We start from the raw sequence: 24,367 nt of genomic DNA, 5'->3' as shown, positions 1-24,367 counted from the left end.
AATATAGTGTTTCTGGCCAAGCTTCGCTCAACAAGACGGCATTACTTTCGAGGTGCAATTCATAATGGCTAAAACCAAGTCAGCTTCTGATATCGAATCCACTGGCGTACTCGCTATTCCTTACCAAGATACGTCAATGGAAATTTGGGACAGCAAATACCGCCTGAAAAGCAAACACGGTGACGCAATCGACGCGACACTGGATGATACTTTCAAGCGTGTTGCTCGTGCACTTGCCGATCTCGAAGAAAAATCAGTACGCGAAAAATGGTACAACGAATTTCTGTGGGCACTTCGTCACGGTGCTATCCCAGCAGGCCGCATTACGTCTAACGCTGGCGCTTTTGAGCACAAGCCTGCTACCTCAACCATCAACTGTACTGTGAGTGGCACCATTGAAGATTCAATGGACGACATTCTGGGTAAAGTGCACGAAGCTGGCCTGACCCTGAAAGCGGGCTGTGGTATCGGCTATGACTTCTCTACCCTGCGTCCACGCGGTGCGTTTGTCTCAGGCGCAGGTGCATACACCTCTGGCCCACTGTCGTTTATGGATATCTACGACAAAATGTGCTTCACCGTTTCTTCAGCAGGTGGTCGTCGCGGCGCGCAAATGGGCACCATGGATATCCGCCATCCAGACGTAATGGAGTTCATCCGTGCGAAGCGTGAAGATGGCCGTCTGCGTCAGTTCAACCTGTCTCTGTTGATCACTGAAGAGTTTATCGAAGCCGTTAAGAACGATGGCGAATGGCAACTGATCTTCCCTGTGACCGCGAAAGAAGCGCGTCAAGACGGCACCGATTTGCAGAACGATGAAAGCATCGTATGGGCAGACTGGCCGAGCAAAGATGGTCTGGTTGAAGATGATAAAGGCCGCGTAGCGTGCAAAATCTACCGCACCATGCCAGCGCGTAACCTGTGGAACGTGATCATGTCGTCGACTTACGATTACGCAGAACCAGGCTTTATCTTGATCGACAAAGTTAACCAAATGAACAACAACTGGTTCTGCGAAGACATTCGTGCAACCAACCCATGTGGCGAACAGCCGCTGCCTCCTTACGGCGCGTGTCTGCTGGGTTCAGTAAACCTGACCAAGTTCGTTCGTGACCCGTTCACCGACAATGCCTACTTCGATTGGGACATGTACCGTAAGGTAGTGGCTATCTTCACCCGTATGCTGGACAACGTGGTTGAGATAAACCAACTGCCGCTTGAAAAACAACGTGAAGAAATCGAAACCAAACGCCGTCATGGAATGGGCTTCCTGGGTCTGGGTTCTACCCTGACGATGCTTCGCCACAAATACGGCAGTGCAGCATCTATCGCTTTCACTGAGCAAGTTTCTCAGGAAATGGCGATCACTGGTTGGGAACAAGCGATCGAGCTTGCTGCAGAGAAAGGCGCAGCACCAGTGATGGACAAAGAATTCGACGTTACCCCTAAAATGATGCGTCTGCGCCCTGAAATGGCGAAAGACGGCATCAAAGTGGGCGACAAAGTGAAAGGTAAAGTCCTGCACGCGAAATACAGCCGTTACATGCAGCAAATTGGCGAAGTACGTCCAGACCTGATTGAGAAACTGGCGGCTAACGGTGGTCGTTTCACTCACCACAGTTCTATTGCTCCGACCGGTACGATTTCTCTGTCACTCGCAAACAACGCGAGTAACGGCATCGAACCAAGCTTTGCTCACCACTACACCCGTAACGTGATCAAGCCAGGTAAGAAATCAAAAGAAAGCGTCGATGTGTTCAGCTTTGAGCTGTTGGCATACCGCGAACTGATCAACCAGAAAGCAATGCCATACAGCACGAAAGAAGACGAGCAACTGCCAGAGTACTTCATCACTGCCGATGACATTACACCAAGCCAGCACGTTGAAGTTCAGGCTGCTGCACAGCGCTGGATTGACTCGTCAATCTCGAAGACAGCAAACGTACCGACTGACTTCCCGTTTGAAAGCTTTAAAGACATTTACATGGATGCGTATGACAAGGGTCTGAAAGGTTGTACCACCTTCCGCTTCAACCCAGAAGTGTTCCAGGGTGTTCTGGTGAAAGAAGAAGATCTGGAAAACACCACTTACGTATTCACGCTGGAAGATGGCACCACCTTTGAAGCCAGAGGCAACGAGAAGATTGAGTATGACGGTGAAGAACACACCGCAGCTAACCTCTACGACGCCCTGAAAGAAGGCTACTACGGTAAGTTCTAACCGCAGACAGACAAATACGCTGCCCTTTGTGAGAAAGAAGTAATTCGTTATGACACGTAAAATCGAAAGCAAAATTGTTGCGTACAAAGTAAAAAGCAAAGACGCCGTTCAGGAAGCGCCTGTTGCTCCTGTTGTTGAAGTACCAACATTTGAAACCATGCATGAAGAAATGCCACGCCCAGAAAAACTGCTGGGTTCGACGTATAAACTGAAGACGCCAGAACACGTTTCTGAGCATTCTCTGTTTATTACCATCAACGATGTTGTGTTGAACGAAGGTACTGACCACGAAGTGCGTCGTCCTTTTGAAATCTTCATTAACAGCAAGAGCCTTGAGCACTACCAGTGGATCGTCGCGCTGACTCGCATTATTTCCGCGGTATTCCGCAAAGGTGGCGACGTCACTTTCTTGGTGGAAGAACTGCGTTCCGTATTCGACCCTAAAGGCGGTTACTGGAACAAAGGTAAATATGTGCCTTCTCTGATTGCTGAAATCGGCAATGTGATTGAACAGCACCTGATGGAAATCGGCATGCTGAAAAACCCAGAGATGGACGAACACCAGAAGGCATTTCTGGAAGCCAAACGTGCTGAGAACGCTGCAAAAGCAGAAGTGAAAGAGGAAGAACCGGTAAACACGGGCTTCCCACCGAGCGCAACCCTTTGCTACAAGTGCCACAACAAAGCCGTTATCGTGAAAGACGGTTGTCAGACTTGCCTGAACTGTGGCGACTCTAAGTGCGGTTAATGTGCTGAAATGTCGTTAAGAAGAGGCTTCCTAATGGAAGCCTTTTTACTATTTGAGATACCTACCTGCGCCTTGTTCAAATAATTCGAACAACCGATACGAATATTTCCGCTATTTTGCATATAAACAACCATCTATAGTTTGTTCTAACAACACAAGACACGTGACCAAAATACTTAAACGGAGCAAATTATGGCTAGCGTACTGGTTTTAAAATCAAGCATTCTCGGCGAATACTCTTCTTCAACCAAATTGATTGACCAGTTGGTTTCACAGTTTGGTGAAGACACTTTTGTGATCGAACGTGACCTGGCAGCTCACCCCATTCCAGTATTGGACGGCGAACTGATGATGGGGTTGCGTGGCGCAGAAAACCCAACCAAACGCCAACAGGAAGCGCTGGCTCAATCAGACCAACTGATTGAAGAAATTAAGGCAAGTGACACACTGGTTATCGCGGCCCCCATGTACAACTTCAACATTCCAACTCAGTTGAAAAACTGGATTGATTTTATCGCCCGCGCTGGCGTCACTTTCTCTTACACCGAGAATGGTCCAAAAGGCCTGCTTACCGGAAAAAAAGCCATTGTCGTCACGACCCGCGGTGGTATGCATAAAGACATGCCGACCGAACACATCACCGGTTATCTGACAACCGTGCTGGGTTTTGTGGGTATCACCGATGTGCAGTTTGTTTATGCCGAAGCCCTGGCTATGGGCGAAGAGCCTGCACAGGCTTCCATGGAGCAAGCAGCCAAAAACCTTAAGGCGCATGTTTCGTAAAGAACAGTTTCCTTCATGCTATTGCTAACTTAAATTTCCTTTTTCATTTTGGGTGTCTATGTAGACATCCTTTTTGTTCGATCATTGTCTCAGCATCGCCTTTTCGGCATTTTCATTTGGTGAATAATCCGTTCTTATGTGGCCTTTGATTTGCCCTGCTGGAGCCTTAAGTGATTAAAGCAAATCCATTTTTAGGAAATGACGAAGACCGCGCTGAAATTTGGGACATGTTAGTCGCAAAAGATATCCGCGCTTACACCCAAGCGGATTGGTCCATGGTAGAAAATGATTTCCTCGAGGACGAATTCTTTGCCGTCAACGCGGGTTTCGACAATGACCCAGGTAAATGGAATCTCGCCTTCTCACGCTTTGAAAACTACCGCGACTCCTGGCTGGAAGCCGCTCGCGCAAGTTTAGATACTGAATATGCTGAGCCTTTGGAAGACGCCGTTCACAAGCTGACAACGCTGGAACAGATTGAAGTAAAAGATGGCAAGGCGATTGCGAGAAAGCAGTTTGATGGCACGATTCAAGTTGTAGGCAAAGAGCCAGAAGTGCTGAACTGGCAAACACTTTACTATCTGAAGAAAACACCTGCGGGTTGGAAGATTGTCGGTTTCACCGGCTACCTGCCTTACACAAAATAAGACCTAAGAATTAGAGCGTCGGGAAATTGAAAGCATCATATCCTTTCTCTCCCAAATGTCCCGGCGCTCGCCTTATCTTCTCTATAGAAACTTCCTGTCCAAAAGCCCTAGAACTCGATCTGCAAGTAAATCGTGTTGTAGTTACTCCCGCCTTTGATACGGCCAAACTGACTCGCTTTTTCAAAGATTGCTGAGCGGTGGTGAATCGAATACCCCAACCAGGCGCGGTTCCATTCTGACTTACCAAACAGATCCCCCAGATTCACATCAAGAGATAGGTCGATGAAGTTGAGCAAATTACTTGGCTCATAGCCTTTCTCATCCATTTCCGTTTGTTCTATGTAAGTAATGTTGTTCACGTAAGAAAGGCCTTCTGCCACACCAAGTCGCCATTTTGCTGGCCAATCGATGGTGTAATAGGCTTTAATGGCCATCACAATTTCGGCTGAAGAAGCCTGAACGTCTGAGTTCCAGTGCCAAACAATACCTGGTGTCAGGTACAAATCCATCGGAATACCAAACAACTCATCACTGAGTGGATGACCATAAAAAACGGAAGTCAGTTGGTTGTTGAACGGGTCTTTTTCAGTGTCACCGGCGAGGATATCACCGATATTGGAAGGTGTGGCCCAACCGTGCGCTAAACGCCAGTAAGGGCGGGTAGAAATTTCCCGCTCGCCATGGCGGCGATTATCGTTAAAGAATCCAAAGCCCGCGTAAACCTCACCTTGCCAGTCGTTGCTGATGGTTGGCGCATTGCGCACATTCTCGTCAAAGTAGGTCGCGTAGGCCGCGCCAACCAGATAAAGATTGGAATAGACATGGTAACGCCCTTTTACGCCCGCTTTAAAGTCCATCCCCGCGCCCAGTTCCACTCCGTCATTTCTGTATTCAGAAAGGCCGTAATAGAAGCTGTTAAAGTCAGCATCTTTGTATCGCGCGGAGACTGTCGCATTCAAATCGTAACTTTCGCCTTCGAGTTTTTTACCCAAGGTCGCTATACCGTGAAAACGGCTGCTTTTATCTGAAAGTAGGTCTAAATCCGCATACCAACCATCACCCAATTGACGTTTCAACTGGAAACCAAAATCCCCGGTGTCACCACCAATGTCATTTTGTACTGCTGTAGGAAGGTCGATAAAACGCATACGAAGAATAGTATTCAACCGCCACTCATCTTCTTCCCATAGCCTCAAGCCACCTTCAATACCATCAATAAAGAATGCCTCATCTTCATAGAACATCATCGGTACAAAGCTGGAGACAATATCACTACCGCTGTCGGAATAAGGAATACCCGCAGAGCGAATTGTTGCCGCTAAACCCCAGTTTTCACTCCGCTTTAAGCGCAGTGTCTCTAAAGTCTCTGACTTTTCAACTGATTCGGGTTCGCTGTTCGCGTGTGATACCCCAGTAAAACAAAGGGACGCTGCAGCAAGCATTAAGGGAAACTGATATTTCATTCATCTTCTATGCATTAATCCAAGTGAGGTAATTGTAACGCATTTAAAGGAAAGCGTTTCGGATTAATGCATGAAATCAGTGAGTTAAGAACGTATGAAAAAGGACTGGCGGCCAATTTGGCCACCAGTGTCTATGGTTTTAGCGCTTTGCTTTTTGGTGTTAATGCTCTCTTGCTGTCAAAACAAAGAGATCCAGATGACCATGCTCTGATGGATTGAGCGGTCTGATGGGATTGGCATTATGCCAAACCGCATGATCATCGAGTAGAGCAACATCACCATTGTTCATTGCCAGCGAGAAGAACGGCTGTTCACTTCTGTCTTTGTAAACCAGAATTTCACCACCTTGTACGTTCTGTCTGTCTATTGCAGCAATCGCGATATGGTCAAAGCCATCTTGGTGAATCCCTTCCGGGGAGACGGGAGTGATGTCGTTCAGTGTAACAACGCGCATCTGGTGGATTTCGATGTCCTGTTCGTCTTCAAGCTCGTTGTTGTCTTTAAACAAGCGGCAGAGTTCAAACAATCCTTCAGAGTGAAGTACCGCTGGCGTCAGTTCTTCAAAGTCACGGACAACACCGCCTTGGTGCTGGTTGATAGCCTGCGACTGCACAAAAGTGTGATGTTCCATTTGTCGAAGCGCACCGTCATGACAATGCACAATCGAATAGCGTCTTAACCGATATTGACCGTCTGCATATGGGGTAGTTGGCAGATCATCAAACATGGGTACAAGTTCTTTCACAGCCTGGTCGCTGATATGACAAAGCTGCATAAGGTAATCTGGATGGTACATGTTACGTCCTCCATATTGTTCCTCAATCGGGCACTCTGGATAAGAGTTCACCGACCACAGTTATCACATAAAGTTAACGACACCGCATCATTTTTGACAATCTTTTATAGATTATAAAATCACCTTAAATACCAAATACGCTCATATAATTGGAATAAATTAAAATTTAAAGGATTTTATTTTGCATTATTTGATCTGTACCAAATTGGTCAAACACACTTTGAGAACTCGAGCGCGAACCTGAATCTTCCATTCAGCTAACATTCATGTTCCACAGATAAGATATCAATGTGGAAGCAGTAGGGTCTGTTGACCTTTGGTGGTTAAATTTTGTTCTAGCCCTAAGCGTTTTAGGCGCGGCGAGGTGTGTGCCGCCTAGTCATTCTAAGCAAGTACACCTCAACAAAGCATAAAACGCTTAGGGCTGAACCCTTCGGGCAGCGTTTGTGGGAACTTTCTTCTGCGTTATCGGCTTCTCATCTAGGCCAGCTACACATCGAAGCCTCTGCCTTGTATAAAGCCCCCACAAACTGCTGCAAAAATCATCACCAAAGGTCAACAGACCCTAGGAACCAAGAGGTAAGTAAATGGGAAGAATGATTAAGGCGCTGATTATCGTACCGATTCTGGTAATTCGTGTTCCAGCTTATGCCAATCAACCAGACATAAAGTCCCTCCCTGAACACCCTAGCCCTGCTTATGAGCAAATTGAACCTCAACAAGCATTGTCTGATTTACTCGCTATTCCTTCGTTCAGAGCTCAACAGGTCAATCAACCCGTTAGCGACTTGGATACTCTCTATAAGCTCGCCCCTGACGCACAACAAGAGTTGGAAACACTGGCAACAGGCATTGCCGATTCTGTAAACGCAAAAGTGCTGAGTGCTGGCATTAAAGGGCAGGATCGCGCTGCTGTAAAAGTGGATAAAGAACTGAATGGTGATGTGACTAAGCTCACTGATATCGTGCGAATCACCATTGAATCTGACTCGATTAATTCTCTGAATCAGGCCTACGAAAAGCTCGCGGCCCAAACCCAGACACTTGAAGTGATTAACCGCTTTCAGGCTCCTCGCCCTTCAGGCTATCGTGATTTGAAAGTGCTGGTGACACTGCCAGAAAGCCAACTGGTGGCAGAAGTACAACTGCACCTTAATGCCATCTCTAAAATCAAAAATGGCCCTGAACATGGTATCTACGAGCAAATTCAGCGCATTGAGCGGGATGCAGCACATCGCGAAATGACGGAGTTTGAAGTCACCAAGATCGCTCAGCTTCGCCAACAATCCCGAAAGATGTACCAAATGGCCTGGGCGCAATATCAGCCATACAGCATGGCGGTATAACCTGGAAAAACCATAGGGCGGTTCCCCGCCCTATCTCATCTCGAATTGCGTAATCTCTACCTGCTCGCCTTCAAGCGCAATGAAGCTCTGTGCAGGCACACTCTTCCAACCTTCTCTATCTGTGTCATATGGCTCTGACGCCAGTACCACGCCACTGTCTAGATGCTTGTAGAACAACGTCGGAGGTACACCATGAGTGGCATACCTTAATCCCCAAAATTGTTTACCGTTACTGACGCAAATCGATGCTTTAAACGGATCTTCTACCTCTTTTGCTCGCATTTCAGCTTCCACCCTAGCGATGACTTTTTTAAGCGCTTCTTTAGGTGACAACTCCATGTTGTACTGCAACAGAAGAAGGAAGATAAGCTCACTGTCTGTGGAGCCTTTTCGCTTCAGATAGTATGACTCTTCCAGATGCCGCTCAAGGCTGTAACGTGTCTGTTCAAATTCAGGGATTTGCCCGTTATGCATGAACAGCCAATTATCGACATTGAATGGATGACAGTTTTCTCGGGAGGTATTCGTACCGGTCGACGCACGGACATGCGCCATAAAACGGTGAGATCGTGTGTGTTCAGCAAGTGATTTTAGGTTGGCATCAGACCAAGCGGGCAAGACTTCACGATAAAGCGCTGGCGTTGGTTTTTCGCCATACCACGCGATACCAAAGCCGTCAGCATTGACCGCCGTTACGGCCTTGTTGGCATCCATACTTTGCGACACCAGCGAATGATTTGGCTGATGAAGCATTTCATCCAAAAAACACGGCTTTCCTTGATACGCTAACCACCTACACACAGCAACCTCCTATGACTTCAGACATTTTAAGTATGCGTGAGTTATGGGAAATTGCCGTGCCAGACAGCGCATTTTTATGTTGGGCAGTTAAATCAACCGGGGTGGCCGTCCGTTCTTGCTTTTATCAGCATTGGGCCGAAAATAGCAGCAAACGAGACAAAAGATAGCGACCATCCCACCGCTGCAATCACTATCCATGTACTCAAATACTCAGGCCAGATCGAAGGCCCAACCACGCGGACAAGGGTAGCGGATACGAGGGAAAGAAAGGCAAAAGCAAACGGCGGACCTTGATATATTGCACGCCCAGTATGCCCCATCGTCACTCTGGCAATCATCGCGAGAATAACGCCTGCTAAGGTACCCATAGCCAGTAGGTGGATCAAAGTATGAGATACCCAAGGGCTGCTAATTGCCATTGCTTTGGCAAAGATTCCCAACGGCAAAGCAAGATAAAACAGGTGCAATGACCAAACCAGAGGCTCACTCTTTGACTTAACACCACCCCAGCGGTATAGACGAATCAGTTGCGCACTGCCCGCCACCAGCAGCAAAGTCAGAGTAACTGTCGAGTCCACCAAAGGAAAGAAACTCAGAATCGCCAGTAAGATGAGCGGGAGATTAGCAGCGACATCAAGCCACAGTAGGGCTTTTGGTGCTTCAAACTGAAAACGTTTTGCGGTGAAGAATGGGATCACCCTGCCGCCCATGATAGATATAAGCAGCATGAACCACCAAATCATCGCCTGCCAAAGTACATTAGAGGAAAATGGCGGCATTCCCTTCACCGTGGCATAGCTGGCGAAATTAGCAATAAGTGCAACGGTGAGCATTGGAATGAAAAACAAATTCCGCCAACGTTTCGTTTTCACCACCCGCATTCCCACTTCGCAGCCAACGGCGAGCAAAAATGCACCATCAATCAGAGCAATCACCGCCAGTGGTGTGTCGGTCCAAAACAGAACCCGCGGTAACAACCAAAGCATCACAATGATTGCAAGTTTCCAACCGGATGTTCCCTTCACGCCTGTCCATGTCTGAACAGCAGTCAAAAGGAAACCTGTCACCACCGCTATAGCAAATCCAAACAACATTTCGTGAGCATGCCACCAGAGTGGTGGGACACTGAGTGACGTAGATGCGCCAGTGGAGAAAATCCAGCTCCAGACGGTCACAGTAAACACAGCATAGACAGAGGCCAGCAGGAAAAATGGCCTAAAGCCTAATCGTAGAACCGGTGGAATACGTTCTTCCTTTGCCTTATCGACAATGTTGATCATCATGGAAACGTCTCTTCAAAAACTAAAGATGCATTTATTATACACCTTAAGTACTCATAAGAAAGTCAGAAAATTTTGTATCAACAAATCAGTATCTTGAGGAAAAGAAAAAGCCGGCGATTGCCGGCTTTGAGAAGGTTTCTAGGTTAAATCAGCTTCCCGATTTCGGATCCAGCGCATCTTGCAGTGCATCACCGAGGAAGTTAAACGCCATAACGGTGATCAAGATGGCAACCCCCGGATAGATAGCCAGACCAGGCGACTGCCAAATCACTTCCTGCGCATTCTGCAGCATGTTACCCCATGATGGCATTGGCGGTTGAATACCCAGGCCAAGGAATGACAGCGCACTTTCAAGCAGGATTACGCCACCCAGTGCCATGGTAGTCGCAATGATGACCGGCGAAAGCACATTCGGCAGTACGTGACGACGAATGATGCGCCAAGGTGAAGCGCCATAGCCAATTGCCGCTTTTACGTAGTCACGCTCACGCACAGACAAGGTACCTGAACGCACCAGACGTGCAGTGGTTGGCCAACCAAACAGCGCAACAATCACAATGATACGGATGAAGCTTGCATTCTCGCCTTGTGCCCAGCTATCAGGCAGTCCCAGTTTGCTCAGGTCTACCGCTGCCAAAACGATCATCAGTGGCAGTGTTGGCAGTGACAAAGTGAAATCTGCAATACGCATCAGTATTGAGTCCAACTTGCCGCCAAAATACCCAGCAAATACCCCAATCAAGGTGCCAAGTATCGCCGTCGCCAGCGCAGCGACTGCACCGACTGCCAGCGAAACCTGACCGCCATAAAGCAAGCGCAGGAATACGTCACGGCCCAGTTCATCAGCACCTAACCAGTGCGTGCTGCTCGCCGGTTCAAAGCGGGCAAAGAAGTCCACTTCAAACGGGTCATGACCAAACCACGCCGCCAGTAATGGCGCACTGAAACACAAGATAGTCAGCAAAACGATGAATACCGCACTCACCAGTCCCGCTTTGTGCTGACAGAATCGTTGCCATACAAGAACCCACGGTGAAGATGCCTTACGTTTTGGTGCTGCAGGAGCAGCGTTAGTCACTTGTTGTGTCATGCTTATGCTCCTTTGGTCAGACTGATACGTGGGTCAAGCTTGGCATAGGCAATATCTGCCAACAGGTTGCCAAGCAATGCTGTGAAGGTAATCACCATCAAACCGAGCAATGCTAGGTTGTAGTCGTTACCCATGATGGCGTCAAAAATCAATTTACCCATGCCTGGCCATGCAAACACGGTTTCCGTGATCAGTGCACCTGAAAGCAGGAAGCCGATATCCAAAGCAATGATGGTGACCAAAGGGATCATCGCGTTACGCAAAGCGTGCTTCCAGATAACGCGGGTTTTCGATGCGCCTTTGGCAATCGCTGTACGGATATAGTCCTGACGCATCACTTCCAGCATGGTGCCTCGCACATAACGGGAATGGCTCGCGACATTCAGTACCGTCAGCGAAATCACTGGCAGAATCAGGTGTTTGGCTTGAATCCAAAAACCACCACCTTCCGCTTCACCCGTACCACCAGCTGGTAACCAGCCCAATGTTACAGAGAACACCAGAATCAGCATCAGTGCCAACCAGAACGCTGGCGTAGAGAAACCGACGAAAGCACCAAAGCTAATCACATAGTCAGCCCAAGAACGGTGTTTCAGCGCGGCAATCACACCAACTGGAATTGCAATCAGCAATGACAGCAGAGTCGCGATACCTACCAGCTTAACAGTGTTCCAAACTGCCGGAATCAACACATCTTCCGCTGGTTTGTAGTAAAGGCGCGAGTAACCAAAGTCACCCTGTAACGCTGCAATCAACCAGTTTCCGTAACGCTCTAACAGCGGTTTATCCAAACCTTGTAGCGCTTTAAGGCGAGCCACGTCTTCTGCGGTCATGTTTGGATCGGATGTCGCCATCAAATCGATCGGGTCACCGGGCATCAGGCCAATCAAGGCATAAGAAACGAACGAAACGAGGAGCAGAACAAACAGACTCTGCAGCACCCGGCTTATCAAAAATTGCGTCATACCGTGGCCTCCTCAGATTCCATCTTTTTTACGTCGATCACTTCTCCCGGATAGTGACAGGCAACAATGTGTTTGCTGTCGTCTTCATAGACTGAAGCAACCGGAATTTCCGTCTTACACTTCTCTGTTGCTTTTGCGCAACGGGGATGGAAAGTACAACCACTTGGAGGATCGATAGGACTCGGCACGTCACCTTGAAGCGCCAGACCACGTTTACGTTTGCCCTTCCCTACCTCAGGAACTGCTGCAAGCAGAGCCTGGCTGTATGGATGAGCCGGTTTTGAGAAGAATGCTTCACGCGGCGCTTGTTCAACCACCTGACCGAGATACATCACCACGATGGTGTCGGCCAAATAATCAACCACCGCCATGTCATGGCTGATGAAGAAGAAAGAAAGGTTACGTTCGCGCTGAAGTTCGGCAAACAGGTTCAATACCTGGCTTTGTACCGATACATCAAGCGCAGACAGAGGTTCATCGGCAATGATCAGTTTTGGATCGAGCACCAAAGCACGAGCGATACAGATACGTTGACGCTGACCTCCTGAAAATTCATGAGGGTAACGGTCAAGCGCGTCTTCGCTCAGACCTACGGCTTTCAAAGCCTCAATCACTTTGGCTTTGCGCGACGCTTTGTCGCCCACGTTGTAGACTTCGAGTGGTTCGCCTACCAGCTCAGAGATAGGCAATCTTGGGTTAAGCGCGGAATACGGGTCCTGGAAAACCAGTCCCAGTTTTCTGCGAAGGTCTTTTAGCGCTTGCCCTTTTAATCCGGCTGTTTGGATGCCATCAATTTCAACGCCACCTTCAACCGGTGATTCCAGCAGAGCGACCATTCTGCCGAGTGTTGATTTGCCGCACCCTGATTCCCCTACAATGGCGAGCGTCTCCCCTTTATTCAGGGAAAGTGAAATTTTGTTTACCGCTCGCAATTCTTGCGCAGGTTTCCCAAGCCAGCCTTTCTTGCCAATGGGATAGCGCTGACAGACGTTGTCTAGTTTTAATAATGTCATAGGTCCGTCCTTAGATATGGTGGCAGGCCACAGTATGTACCGCGTTCAGCTCCACCTCTTCCGGCATGGTTGCTACACAGGTTGGCGTTGCTTTTCCGCAACGATCTGCGAAAGGACAACCCTGTCCACGTTGGTCAAGTGGTGGTACAGCACCTGGAATGGCAGGTAGAACGTCACGTGCGCCGCCGATTCTTGGAAGTGTCGCCAAAAGTCCTTGAGTGTACGGATGTTGAGGGTTGGCAAAGAGTTCTTCTGCTGTTGCCTGCTCTACAATACGACCGGCGTACATTACGATAACGCGTTCTGCCAGTTGCGAAACCACACCCAAGTTGTGGCTGATAAATTGAACCGCAGTCCCTGTGGTATCACGAAGTTCTTCCAGTAAATCAAGAACCTGAGCCTGAACCGTCACGTCGAGTGCGGTTGTTGGTTCATCGGCAATAATCAGTTCCGGCTCACATGCCAGTGCCATGGCAATCATTACGCGCTGTCGCATCCCACCGGAGAGTTCATGTGGGTAGGCTTTTGCACGTCGAACCGGATCAGGAATATGTACCTTTTCCAGCATTTCAATTGCGCGCTCTTGCGCTTCAACCTTGTTGCTACCACGGTGCAACTCGAACATTTCAGCGATCTGATCACCGACAGTCACAACCGGGTTCAATGCAGTCATTGGCTCCTGGAAAATCATGGCAATACCTTCGCCACGCACCTTCTGCCAATCTGCTTCTTTGTTTGCTAGTAAGTTTTCGCCGTTAAATACCACCTGACCACTGGCTTTCATCACCTTCGGTTGCAGGCCCATCAGGGTAAGGGCGGCAAGACTCTTGCCGCACCCTGATTCACCGACGACACCAAGTATCTCGCCTTTCTTAATGTGGAAGCTGATATCGTTCACCGCTGGGTAGCCTTTAAAGGCTACCCGCAGTTGACGAACATCCAGTATCGTCTGATCCATAAAAGCTCCTACTTCTTGGTGCTATACCACTCTTCAACCCAGTTACTGGAAGGGAACATGTGACCTGTTGGCGTCACGCCTTCCAGCCATTTTGGCTTAACAAAGCTGTCTGAACGGAAGTACAGCGGCAGAGCTGGGAGATCTTCTGCATAGATTTTCTGGATTTCATGGAAAATCTTATTACGTTTCTCGGTGTCGAGTTCTTTCTCTACTTTGTTCAGCAGTTCATCCATCGCTGGGTTTTTATAGCCGATGTAGTTTTGGCCAGACCAACCATTTTCTTCAGTAGGAATGTTGGTAGACAGCAGTGTGGTACGCGGTGGGCTCTCAGGTGATGAGTACCATGCAAACATCGCGAGGCCTTTGTGCTTACGCTGATTAAGTGTTTCACCGAAATAAACACGGGCAGGCTGGTTCACGATCGACACTTTTACGCCAATCTGTTTCCACTGAGACTGCAGCACTTGCTGAACCAGTTCACGGGTTTTGTTACCTGCGGTGGTCATCAGCTCCAGATGAAGCTCGTTGCCTTCGCCATCAACCATCACACCTTTTTTCAGCGTGTAACCAGCTTGCTTCAGCAGCTCTTTGGCTTTCTCTGGATTGTATTCGTAGCTCTTAACATCTGCGTAGTACGTTGTGTCTCTCGGGCTTACGTTGGTGTTTGCCACCGGTTGCTTACCACCGAACAACTTATCAACCAACTGTTGACGGTTCGCACCGTAAAGCAGCGCCTGACGGACTTCTTTCTTGGCAAGGTGCGGGTTATCCATCGTGGTATCCAAGTGCTCATACAGAAGACCTGGTTCGTAATGAACATTGAACTTCCCACTGTGGCGTTTTTCTAGCTGTTGTACTTGGTCAAGTGAAAGACCTAGCTCGCCTGGCAGATAATCGACAGAGCCAGACATCAGGTGCGCTTCCAGTGCCGCAGTATTCTCAACGGTTTTAAAAATCAGCTCGTCAAATGAAGGCGCTTTGCCTTTCCAATGCGGGTTCGGCGTTGCTGTGATAAAGCTACCTGCATTCACTTTGGTCAGAACATATGGGCCAAAGTAAAGACCTGGGTTAGTCGGGTCAGTCGCGTAACGAGTTGTTTTCGGGTAGCTGGCAGGGTCTTGCTCATACAAAGGACCATCAATATGCGCTGGCAATGCATCAGGCACGAAGGTGTTGTATTTGAAAGTCACTTTGTTCAAGTAAACTTCGAAATTTTTATCATCCAAAGCCACGACTTTCTCGACAGTCTTGGCTTCTTGCAGTCCAGGGTTACCTACCCTTTCATCGACAGAAATGTTGTAACCAAGGAGGATATCTTTGGTTGTCACAGGCGTACCATCGCCCCAGAACAGGTCATCTTTAATAGCGACAGTCATCTTGATGCCTTCACGGCCATCTTCCAATGTAATTCGCTCAGCAAGACCGTTTTCAAAAGTAGGGACTTCAACACAGGTATTACACTGCAGTAACCAGTCTTTTCCGTAGATAACGCTGTTTCGGTAAGACGTGCTCAGAATATAAGAAGCTGCAACATTGGACACCAAAGTTGGGTGTAAGCCTTCAGGGTACTGAGACATACCAATTTTCAGTGTTTCGGCGTTTGCTGATGCTGCAGAAAGTGCCAGTGGCGCTGCCATCGCCATGGCGAGGATTGTTTTTTTCATATTATCGGTTCCTTCATGAACAAGAGGGGCAAATCCGTTACCCAAAACCTATGCGCAAAACAGGCGGTCTTGTTAGGCCCCAAACCAGATGCAGAGAAAAGTTGCGCATATTCCCGCAATGTTAAACATATGTTTCACTACATGTCGACTCTATACTGCCTACAATTCATTCAAATGGAACTCGTTACTCACAGAAATATCTGCCTGCATCGCATTTCACTATTTTTAACATTTTAAAATTATTTAAATCAGACAGTTACTGGCTAGAAAATAATACCCAGAAAGCATTTTTACTCAGTAAAAATGCACATATATTCATTTTTATTTTTGAGACAGTAGTGTAAAGGTGACTAAGTGTGCTTATAAGCAATTAAACACACAGTTTTAAAGCGACGTTGCGCGGAATGAGTTAACTTTGGTGGGTTTTTGACCAACAGAATACTTAAGCCAAAACTCGGCATTTAAGTAAAAACCTTGATTTTTGATCAAGCTCTTCAAACTGCAGGGTTAGCAGAACTTATCACTGCCTAACCAGATATAAGCAGCTGCACATATTGAGCGATATGTTAATAGACTTCCAGATAGGAGAATTTTCGCGAGTTGTGTTTTAAACACCTACCGAGACGACTCGAAAGGCTCGGGTTGGGTTCCTTTCACCACTACCCTGTGTAACTTCCTTGGTTTGTCACCGTAGTCAGTCACTGCAAAATGCTGGGTACAGCGATTATCCCAAATAGCAACACTTCCTGTTTCCCATCGAAACCTTACCTGAAACGATGCATTGTGGGCGTAATCAAATAACCTATCTAGCGTTATCCCCTCTTTCTCCATAATGGGGTCATCGAGCCACCGGGTAAACTGTTCATTGATATAAAGGGTTGGATGACCAGTTTCCGGGTGTTTGGCAACAACAGGATGTTTCACCGCCACCATGCCTTTCGAAATGCCTTCGACACGGCTCTCCCCATCACCGTTCACGTCGTCAAAACGACTCCCTGCAAAACCGTGAACCGCATGAGTGGCTGTTTTACCTGCCAGCTTTTGCTTTAAAGTTTCAGGTAAGGACGCATAAACCGCTTCCATCGAGACCCAAATGGTGTCCCCGCCTTTGTCCGGTAAATGTTGAGCACAAAGCACCGAGCATTTGGGTGGTGCTGATTGCCAGGTCATATCTGTGTGCCAGTAACTTTTTCCTGGCGGATTGCCGGGCGTCGTCTCAATTTCACTGACTTGAGGGTGTGTTGATACATGAGGAAAGAAAGGATGTGGCTCTTCCAACTCACCAAATCTGGCAGCAAGCTTGAGTTGAGATTCAGGAGAAAGAAACTGGTCGCGGAAGAAAATGACTTTGTATGTTAAAAAAGCCTGATAAATCTCAGCAAATGTCTGCTCATCGCAATTCGCCAGATCTACACCAGAAATCTCGGCACCGATGTTTGGATTACAAAGTGTTACTTCCACGATTGATTGTCCCTTACTTTAGGTGAACGCTAATTTTTCCGACATTACACAGGTCTTAATTTATCTCTATATTGTTTGTTTATTCCAAACAACCTTATAAATGACCTTTACCGAACAATTTTGATTTCATTAGTTACATATAAACACCATCTCAACATACACAAGATCAACAATCGAATTTACTCATAATTCCAATAAAATTTCCTCGTTGATCAAACGGATAAAAAGTTTACACTCGCCGAAAAATCATACCCAGATCACATTTAAAAGCGATTTCACTCCCAATGACAACAAATGTAATGGCAAAGAAAATTCGCTGCTCGATGAAGCAGTTACATCTCATGCCATTCGTTAAATTGTGCTTACTGATGCTATTGGTACTTTCTACTGGCTATCAGCTTTACAACATGGCGCATTCTAAACAGCTGATTGAAAAGCTGGATGATGATTATCGCCGCCTGTTTACTACCATCCGTCGCTTTGGTTCTTTTTATAACAATTCACCGTCGCTCACCATGCACAACGGTGTGCACAAGTTTGGCGACATCAGTGTGGTCGTGCGCCAGGACAACACTCAGGTCAAGCACTTGTCTGATGGGCTAGACAAACTGAATAGCAGGTTAGATACCTGCGCGCCGGATTCCGTCTGGTCTATTGTCGTCTTAGATGTGCCCAGCCGTTATGGTGTGTTTTACCCATTGCGTCCAGGTTATCTTGCGTCGTTCGACACCTATGCGCCAAGTGACAGAGTTAATGCCATGGTTGAGCGCGAGCGCCTGAACAATACATATCGTGAGTTCTATGGCTGCATTACGCGAATGACGGAAGCGTATGTGGAGAGTGAAACCCATCAGCGTATTCGTACCATCTATTACCCAATCCACAATAATCAGGCTCTGGATGCGATTGTCGCCGTGGATATCAAGGAAAGCCGCACACAAGACATTGTTGATGCCTATAACGACGAGCACCACACAGTTCTGAACATAGATGGCCTAGACAACATCTATTCCGAGCGAGGAAAGCTCCCTTGTGCAAACGATGGACCTTACCAGGTTGGATTTCATTACCTTGATGTATTGAAAGCAAGCCTGGCGCCGTCCTTTCTGCTGGCGACTTTACTGCATCTTGCCTTTCACTCTTTTCGTCGTCGTGATCATTCCATCAAGCGCGATGAAATGACGGGATTGTTCAGGCGAGATTTTTATGAGCCAAGATTCAACCGCATGAACCGCTTTGCCATGCTGGTGATAGACATCGATCATTTTAAGCAGATTAATGATGAACACGGGCATCAAACTGGCGACGAAGTGATCAAAGCCTGTGCCAGCATACTCTCTTCACACATCCGCTCAGAAGACGTGGCTGTGCGCTGGGGTGGTGAAGAGTTTGTTGTCATGTTCAAAGGCATACAGCGCAACGCGTTGTTTGATAAGGCAGAACAAATCAGGCAGGCCATAGCAGGGAAAAAGATCATGGGGTTGCCCGTGACCGTCTCTATCGGTGGTCACGTCGCGACTAACACAACCTTTTCACAAGCATACAAAGCCGCAGATGCCGCTTTATATCATTCAAAACACCGCGGCCGTAATAGGGTAACTCTAGCGTGAAAGAAATTCTCACTCATCCTAACACCTCCCTGAGAAATGACATTTTTTTAGGGCTGTTTTCCTTCACACTGGTGCTTTTCAGTACCCAACTGGGTTGGTACCCGATGGGCGGCTGGGTTGGTGCACAGCTCTTCTCTGTCACATCCGGAGCCATGGTGGCCGTTTGCTACATGTATGGTAGAGCCGGAGTCGCAGGCCAGTTTTTCGCGTTGATGGCTTTCTATACCTTTTTAAACCCAATCCCTTCAGGGGTGGGATACATGTACACCCTTTTCATGACGGTTACCCTCTACCTTTCTGTCGTTGCTTTTGAGCGTCTGCGAGAGCACCCACATGCTGTGCGCGTCGCTTTCTGTTTCTACGTGTTTGTCGCGCCGAGTGTTGGCGCATTAACACTCGCTGTCTTAGCGCCTAACAAGTACGATCTTGATGCCGCATTAAACCTTTACCTGACGGATTCCATCGCGATACTGATCACTGCTCCAATCATTGCTTTGGCACTGTATGGCATTAAAAACCCAAGTAGCGTGAGAGACTACTTCACCTCTTTTTTGACATTGTCCAAAGTAGACTGGCTATACAAAGCCCTCTTGATCGCGGGTATCCTTCTGGTGCTCAATTACACAGACACCAATTCAAGTGCCCCTTACTTTACCTACTTGTTGTTAGCGCCGCTCGTAACGCTCGCAGTCTTCAATTTTTCGGAGCTGGCGCAGACGCTGATCATGATTATAGGCTTTGGCATGATTTTCCAAGCTGATGCTTATGACGATATTCATACGTTGAATACACGCCTTTCCTTGTTCTTTATGTTCTCGCTGATCATTTACATCATGCTTGAATACAAACGCTCACTGCGTCTCGAGATAGAAAGCAATCTCAAAAGCCTCTACTTCGATAAGCAAAGTCACTTTGGCTCTTACCAGCGTTTAGATGCAGATTCGGCAACAAAGGAAGACTTTGTCGTTGCAGCCCTCGACCTTCGCCCGGTATTCAAGTATCCGCTGGAAAAACGAGACAGGATCTTGCGCCAGATCTCCCGATTCTTTCAGCAACACACCACACTCTACGAACAAAGCTACATGCTCTATGACGTCTCAGCGCTCGTCATTCTGACCAATAGCTCAGAAAACGCGATGGCAGAGTTAAATACTATCCCAGCGAAGCTGGATGACTATCTGGACCAACGCCAGATCAGTTTTTACCCCGACAAGGTTTATTACTGCAGCTGCAGAAAAGGGATTCGCATCAAGCAAGCCGTCAACCGACTCAACGTCAACATGCGTCTTGGCGATAAAGGCACACCGGGATATGTGGTGAATTGCGATGACACCTCGCTTGATGATTACATCGCGATGTTGGAAGAGTTAGATCTCTGTGAAGTGCAGATCCTGCGTCAGAACTACCTCAACATCGCCACGCCAGATAAAGCGTGTTTCGAGCTGCTGAGTCGTTTCTCTTTCGATGGCAAAGTACTGAATACCGCCACCGTGTTCCACTGCGCGCAAAAATTGGGATACCTCGAGCAACTGGAGCACAAAATCGTGATGCGCCAGCTGGACTACCTCAGCAAACTGGCACCGGATAGCTTTGACTATGGCTCTGTTAATCTGACACCCGACTATCTAAGCGATGCTATTGCTGTGTCTGAGTTGATTGACTGGGTAACCTCAAACGGCATGCCTGCAGACAAAATAAACATCGAGATAGTGGAGTCTGGGTCGATCGATAACCCTGATTTGTTGCTGGAAAACCTGAAGTGGCTAAAGTCTCAGGGTTTCCGTCTGGCGTTAGATGATTTTGGTGCAGGTCACGCCACCTACAACCAGCTGTTAACCATGCCCGTGGACACCGTAAAGATTGATGGTTCTCTTGTGCGAAACTGCATAACAGACCCCATTAAACGCACCATCATTGAAGACCTGCGTTCAATTGCTGACACATTAAAAATGAGCATTGTGGCGGAGTGTGTAGAAACGGAAGAAGAAGCGGAATACCTCAAAACACTGGGTATTGATTACCTGCAGGGCTATCTCGTACACAAACCTATGCCAGTGTAATTTCTCAGTATCAGGCCCCTTTTAGGGCCTGATATTCGCTGGACAAACAAGATTTCTCGGATAATTTGCGGTAACATCCTCTGGTCTATCAAACCCTTGGATAACACCGTGACACAAGCCAACGAACCTACCTTTTTCTTCTTCGATTACGAAACCTTTGGAACCAGCCCTGCCCTTGATCGCCCGTGCCAGTTTGCCGGAGTCAGAACAGACAAAGACTTCAACATCATTGGAGAACCGTTGGTCATTTATTGTCAGCCACCCAATGATTATCTTCCACAGCCGGAAGCATGCCTGATCACAGGTATTACGCCGCAAACTGCTGTCACCCGCGGGCTGCCAGAGCCAGAGTTTATCACCAAGATCCACGAACAGTTGTCCGTACCCGGCACCTGCGCTGTGGGTTACAACAACATCCGGTTTGACGATGAAGTGACGCGCTACACGCTGTACCGCAACTTTTTCGACCCGTACGGCTGGAGTTGGCAGAACGGCAATTCAAGATGGGATCTTTTGGATGCCATGCGCGCCGCTTATGCGCTGCGTCCCGAGGGCATTGAGTGGCCAGTAAACAGTGAAGGGAATATCAGCTTCAAACTGGAACACCTATCAGTAGAAAATGGCATCGAACACAGCAATGCGCATGATGCGATGGCCGATGTTCATGCCACCATTGAAATGGCGAAAAAGCTGAAAACGTCGCAACCACGTCTGTTTGATTATCTCTATACATACCGAAATAAAAACAAGCTGACACCGCTGATTGATGTGGTTTCCATGAAACCATTGGTGCACGTTTCTGGCATGTTCGGCACGGAGCGGGGGAACACCAGCTGGGTAGTACCTGTTGCATGGCACCCTGAAAACAAAAACGCAGTCATTGCCGTCGATTTGGCGCGTGATCCTTCGCCATTATTTGATTTGGATACCGACGCCCTTCGTGAACGCCTTTACACTAAACATGCTGATCTGGCCCCGGACGAGTTACCTGCACCTATCAAACTCATTCACATCAACAAATGTCCTGTGCTTGCTGAAGCCAAAACCCTGCGCCCGGAAGATGCGGCCCGACTGGGTATTGATCGCCAACAGTGTCTGGATAATTTGAAAAAGCTCCAGGCTAATCCCTCTGTCCGTGAAAAGCTTGTCGCACTTTATGCCGAGAAGCCGGAATATCAATCGTCCGGCAATGTCGATGCAGCGCTTTATGACGGCTTCTTCTCGCCATCTGACCGCTCTACCATGGATATCATCCGCCAGACCAAACCGGAAAATCTGGCGGCTCTGGATATACAGGTTTCAGATCAGCGTATCAAGCCACTGCTTTTCCGCTATCGAGCACGAAACTATCCCGCTACATTAAGTGACAGCGAGCAGAAAAAATGGCACATGCATCGTCGCGACTATTTCGAGGCTGAGTTACCTGCTTATATGGCAAATTTGGAAGCACTGGCTGAAGCCAATCAAAGTGACGATAAAAAATTTAAGATTCTTAAATCCGTTTATCACTATGTCGAGTCACTGGTTTCTTAGGCTCTCGACCTAGATCAATTGTTTACCGTGTGATGTTCGCTTTACGCAACTGTATTTTCAGGTGCGTTTCATTTGAAATTCTGTGATTTGAGTCCACACTTTTCTTATAAGAGATTGCCGTGTGGGAAATGAGATGGTCACCAAGGTCAACAGTCGCTGCTACCGATTTTCAGATGTAGATTTCGAACCTGAGAGCCGCTCTCTGTACTGGCGTGACAGCACTGTCACTACCCTGACCTATGAAGAATGCAGACTGCTTGAAATGCTTTGCTATCATGCGGGCGAAGTACTTTCAGCGAGAGTCCTATATACGGCGACCTCATTGCCAGACTCTTCATTCTCCCAGCATCAAAACAGTATTTGTTCTCTGCTGGCGAAATCCTATCGTCAAGGAGAAAAAATACTGCCACTGGATGTGGTGGGAGATCATGGTTATCGCATCGCCTTGCCACAAAAAACATATCAGCGACAAGACGACTTACCGCCCGATCCTTCTCTGCCAGACGAACTCGACATCAACCTGGAAGAGGCCATCGCGGAACCAGAACCCCATCCAAAAACCGCCCATCTTTTCCTGGGTGCTGTCACTTTTTTAGTCGCTGCAGCCGCGGGGGCCGTCTACTTTTTCTAACGTGATGACATGAAAACTAACGGCAGCTTGGACTGCCGTTTTTTGTGTGATCTTCCTCGAATAGAACAAGGTCTCATATACGCTCTCGTAGTAGAATGTCTGTCATTCCTAACAAGCGAGACAAAAAAGTGAACTACCTGATCGGATTTGCGTTGATCGCGCTCTACTACGCGATCGGCAGTCTTATTACGACTTTCCTGCATCTACCTTTTCCAAGCAGCATCGTCAGTATGTTGTTACTTTTTGTCAGCCTGACCACAGGCGTGGTGCCAGGACGTTGGGTAAAAGATGCCTGCACGCTACTGATCATGGTGATGCCATTGTTTTTTATCCCCGCCAGTATGGGATTGATGGATCACTTCACTTTACTGGTTTCTGACTCCTTGCCTTTGCTAGGTGCCACAGTGTTGAGCTCGCTGATTGTATTAGTGGTGATGGCTAAACTGCTGAACAAAGATAAGGAAGAGAACTGAGCCATGTGGATTATCGCGACACTGATTGTCTATACCATTGCCCGACAGATTGCCCTCAAGCTTCGTCATCCTGTTTTCAATCCGTTGTTGATTAGCTTGATAGTGCTCATGCCCATGGTCATTTATAGCGGTGATACCTACCAGGTTTATTTTGAGCAGAACCAAATCATTAACTTCATGCTTGGCCCTGCGGTGATTGCATTGGCTTATCCGCTGTATGAACAAATGCATGTCATCCACCGACACTGGCGAACCATTCTTATTGCCTGCACCTTAGCGAGTTTCGCTTCGATGATCTTAGGTTCACTCATTGCCGTGTGGGTAGGTGGTGACTTACAAATCGCTGCGTCTGTTTTGCCTAAATCTGTGTCAACGCCCTTTGCTTTGAGCACCGCTGAGCACATTGGCGGAATACCTGCCGTCACAGCGGCGTTGGTAGTGGTCGCGGGGTTGTTTGGCGCTTTGGTTGGGTATCCAATGCTGAATGCGTTGAAGGTGAAATCTTCGCTGGCGAGAGGACTATCCATTGGTGCAGTTTCTCACGCCATTGGCACAGCAAAAGCGGCAGAGAGTAATTATCAGGAAGGTGCCATGAGTTCACTGGCCTTGGTGATTTGCGGCATCATCACCACCATTCTCGCACCCTTTGTATATCCGATTATTGTGTTTGTTGTTAATTACACCACAACATGACAGGCATCAAATGAAATCGAAATCATGTGAGATCACCCTAATTAATGCAATAGAAATTCATGTTACACATATAAAGTGATATAAATCACATTTATTTGGCTATAATTCGCTTTAGAATACTCTCCCAT

General features: G+C 47.7%; 21 protein-coding genes. 11 read left to right on the top strand and 10 right to left on the bottom strand.

The genetic code is table 11. The annotated features are described in order from the left end of the window. The first annotated feature begins 64 nt into the window (after positions 1 to 64). The 4 genes from G5S52_RS06805 (at position 65) to G5S52_RS06790 (ending at position 4,399) form a co-directional block, all read left to right on the top strand. Positions 65 to 2,221: an adenosylcobalamin-dependent ribonucleoside-diphosphate reductase gene (locus G5S52_RS06805; protein ID WP_165012360.1), complete on the top strand. Its 2,157-nt coding sequence runs from the start codon at positions 65 to 67 to the stop codon at positions 2,219 to 2,221. A 49-nt stretch (positions 2,222 to 2,270) separates the two neighbouring features. Beyond that, a complete protein-coding gene (locus G5S52_RS06800; RefSeq protein WP_002540572.1) occupies positions 2,271 to 2,969 on the top strand; it encodes a TSCPD domain-containing protein in 699 nt (232 codons plus the stop codon). 192 nt (positions 2,970 to 3,161) lie between these two features. Further along, positions 3,162 to 3,752 carry an FMN-dependent NADH-azoreductase gene (locus G5S52_RS06795; RefSeq protein WP_165012359.1) on the top strand — a complete coding sequence of 197 codons (591 nt, stop codon included), beginning with the start codon at positions 3,162 to 3,164 and terminating at the stop codon, positions 3,750 to 3,752. 170 nt (positions 3,753 to 3,922) lie between these two features. Then, positions 3,923 to 4,399, top strand: coding sequence for a hypothetical protein (locus tag G5S52_RS06790; protein WP_046303305.1), 477 nt, complete (start codon positions 3,923 to 3,925; stop codon positions 4,397 to 4,399). Between the two features lie 107 nt (positions 4,400 to 4,506). On the opposite strand, the gene G5S52_RS06785 is transcribed toward G5S52_RS06790, so the two are convergent. Then, positions 4,507 to 5,862: a MipA/OmpV family protein gene (locus G5S52_RS06785; RefSeq protein ID WP_165012358.1), complete on the bottom strand. Its 1,356-nt coding sequence runs from the start codon at positions 5,860 to 5,862 to the stop codon at positions 4,507 to 4,509. A gap of 160 nt (positions 5,863 to 6,022) precedes the next feature. Beyond that, positions 6,023 to 6,658 carry a 2OG-Fe dioxygenase family protein gene (locus tag G5S52_RS06780; RefSeq protein ID WP_046303307.1) on the bottom strand — a complete coding sequence of 212 codons (636 nt, stop codon included), beginning with the start codon at positions 6,656 to 6,658 and terminating at the stop codon, positions 6,023 to 6,025. 587 nt (positions 6,659 to 7,245) lie between these two features. On the opposite strand from G5S52_RS06780, the gene G5S52_RS06775 reads away from it, so the two are divergent. After that, on the top strand, positions 7,246 to 8,004 hold the full coding sequence (locus tag G5S52_RS06775; protein ID WP_165012357.1) for a nucleotidyltransferase family protein: 759 nt from the start codon (positions 7,246 to 7,248) through the stop codon (positions 8,002 to 8,004). A 30-nt stretch (positions 8,005 to 8,034) separates the two neighbouring features. Here G5S52_RS06775 and G5S52_RS06770 read toward each other — a convergent pair whose 3' ends face one another. From G5S52_RS06770 to G5S52_RS06735, 8 genes are all read right to left on the bottom strand, one after another. Continuing rightward, positions 8,035 to 8,757 (bottom strand): class II glutamine amidotransferase, encoded by a 723-nt coding sequence (locus G5S52_RS06770; RefSeq protein ID WP_165012427.1) that lies wholly within the window; start codon positions 8,755 to 8,757, stop codon positions 8,035 to 8,037. 140 nt (positions 8,758 to 8,897) lie between these two features. Then, complete coding sequence (locus G5S52_RS06765; protein WP_165012426.1) at positions 8,898 to 10,085, bottom strand: NnrS family protein; 1,188 nt, start codon at positions 10,083 to 10,085, stop codon at positions 8,898 to 8,900. 151 nt (positions 10,086 to 10,236) lie between these two features. Continuing rightward, positions 10,237 to 11,178, bottom strand: a complete 942-nt coding sequence (locus G5S52_RS06760; RefSeq protein ID WP_046303310.1) for an ABC transporter permease — start codon at positions 11,176 to 11,178, stop codon at positions 10,237 to 10,239. Between the two features lie 2 nt (positions 11,179 to 11,180). Then, positions 11,181 to 12,143, bottom strand: a complete 963-nt coding sequence (locus tag G5S52_RS06755) for an ABC transporter permease (protein ID WP_002540561.1) — start codon at positions 12,141 to 12,143, stop codon at positions 11,181 to 11,183. After that, positions 12,140 to 13,156 carry an ABC transporter ATP-binding protein gene (locus G5S52_RS06750; RefSeq protein WP_165012356.1) on the bottom strand — a complete coding sequence of 339 codons (1,017 nt, stop codon included), beginning with the start codon at positions 13,154 to 13,156 and terminating at the stop codon, positions 12,140 to 12,142. Before G5S52_RS06750 ends, G5S52_RS06755 begins: the two co-directional genes overlap by 4 nt. A gap of 10 nt (positions 13,157 to 13,166) precedes the next feature. Beyond that, the gene (locus G5S52_RS06745; protein WP_165012355.1) at positions 13,167 to 14,114 is read right to left on the bottom strand and encodes an ABC transporter ATP-binding protein; all 948 of its coding nucleotides are present in this window, start codon (positions 14,112 to 14,114) and stop codon (positions 13,167 to 13,169) included. Between the two features lie 8 nt (positions 14,115 to 14,122). Next, the gene (locus G5S52_RS06740) at positions 14,123 to 15,778 is read right to left on the bottom strand and encodes a peptide ABC transporter substrate-binding protein (RefSeq protein WP_165012354.1); all 1,656 of its coding nucleotides are present in this window, start codon (positions 15,776 to 15,778) and stop codon (positions 14,123 to 14,125) included. Between the two features lie 615 nt (positions 15,779 to 16,393). Then, positions 16,394 to 17,242 (bottom strand): TauD/TfdA dioxygenase family protein, encoded by an 849-nt coding sequence (locus tag G5S52_RS06735; protein WP_368737457.1) that lies wholly within the window; start codon positions 17,240 to 17,242, stop codon positions 16,394 to 16,396. A 338-nt stretch (positions 17,243 to 17,580) separates the two neighbouring features. On the opposite strand from G5S52_RS06735, the gene G5S52_RS06730 reads away from it, so the two are divergent. The 6 genes from G5S52_RS06730 (at position 17,581) to G5S52_RS06705 (ending at position 24,239) form a co-directional block, all read left to right on the top strand. Beyond that, positions 17,581 to 18,849, top strand: coding sequence for a GGDEF domain-containing protein (locus G5S52_RS06730; RefSeq protein ID WP_235956121.1), 1,269 nt, complete (start codon positions 17,581 to 17,583; stop codon positions 18,847 to 18,849). Further along, a complete protein-coding gene (locus tag G5S52_RS24305; protein ID WP_165012352.1) occupies positions 18,846 to 20,909 on the top strand; it encodes an EAL domain-containing protein in 2,064 nt (687 codons plus the stop codon). Before G5S52_RS06730 ends, G5S52_RS24305 begins: the two co-directional genes overlap by 4 nt. A gap of 108 nt (positions 20,910 to 21,017) precedes the next feature. After that, positions 21,018 to 22,442, top strand: a complete 1,425-nt coding sequence (sbcB, locus tag G5S52_RS06720) for an exodeoxyribonuclease I (RefSeq protein ID WP_165012351.1) — start codon at positions 21,018 to 21,020, stop codon at positions 22,440 to 22,442. Positions 22,443 to 22,563: 121 nt separating this feature from the next. Beyond that, positions 22,564 to 23,073, top strand: a complete 510-nt coding sequence (locus G5S52_RS06715) for a winged helix-turn-helix domain-containing protein (protein ID WP_165012350.1) — start codon at positions 22,564 to 22,566, stop codon at positions 23,071 to 23,073. Between the two features lie 95 nt (positions 23,074 to 23,168). Next, the gene (locus tag G5S52_RS06710) at positions 23,169 to 23,546 is read left to right on the top strand and encodes a CidA/LrgA family protein (RefSeq protein ID WP_205743795.1); all 378 of its coding nucleotides are present in this window, start codon (positions 23,169 to 23,171) and stop codon (positions 23,544 to 23,546) included. A gap of 3 nt (positions 23,547 to 23,549) precedes the next feature. Continuing rightward, the gene (locus G5S52_RS06705) at positions 23,550 to 24,239 is read left to right on the top strand and encodes an LrgB family protein (protein ID WP_165012349.1); all 690 of its coding nucleotides are present in this window, start codon (positions 23,550 to 23,552) and stop codon (positions 24,237 to 24,239) included. Positions 24,240 to 24,367: the final 128 nt, after the last annotated feature.

The organism is Grimontia sedimenti (assembly GCF_011045095.1).
Lineage (GTDB): Bacteria > Pseudomonadota > Gammaproteobacteria > Enterobacterales > Vibrionaceae > Enterovibrio > Enterovibrio sedimenti.
Note: the sequence above shows the minus strand (reverse complement) of the source record. Positions and strands in the feature narration are given on the sequence as shown.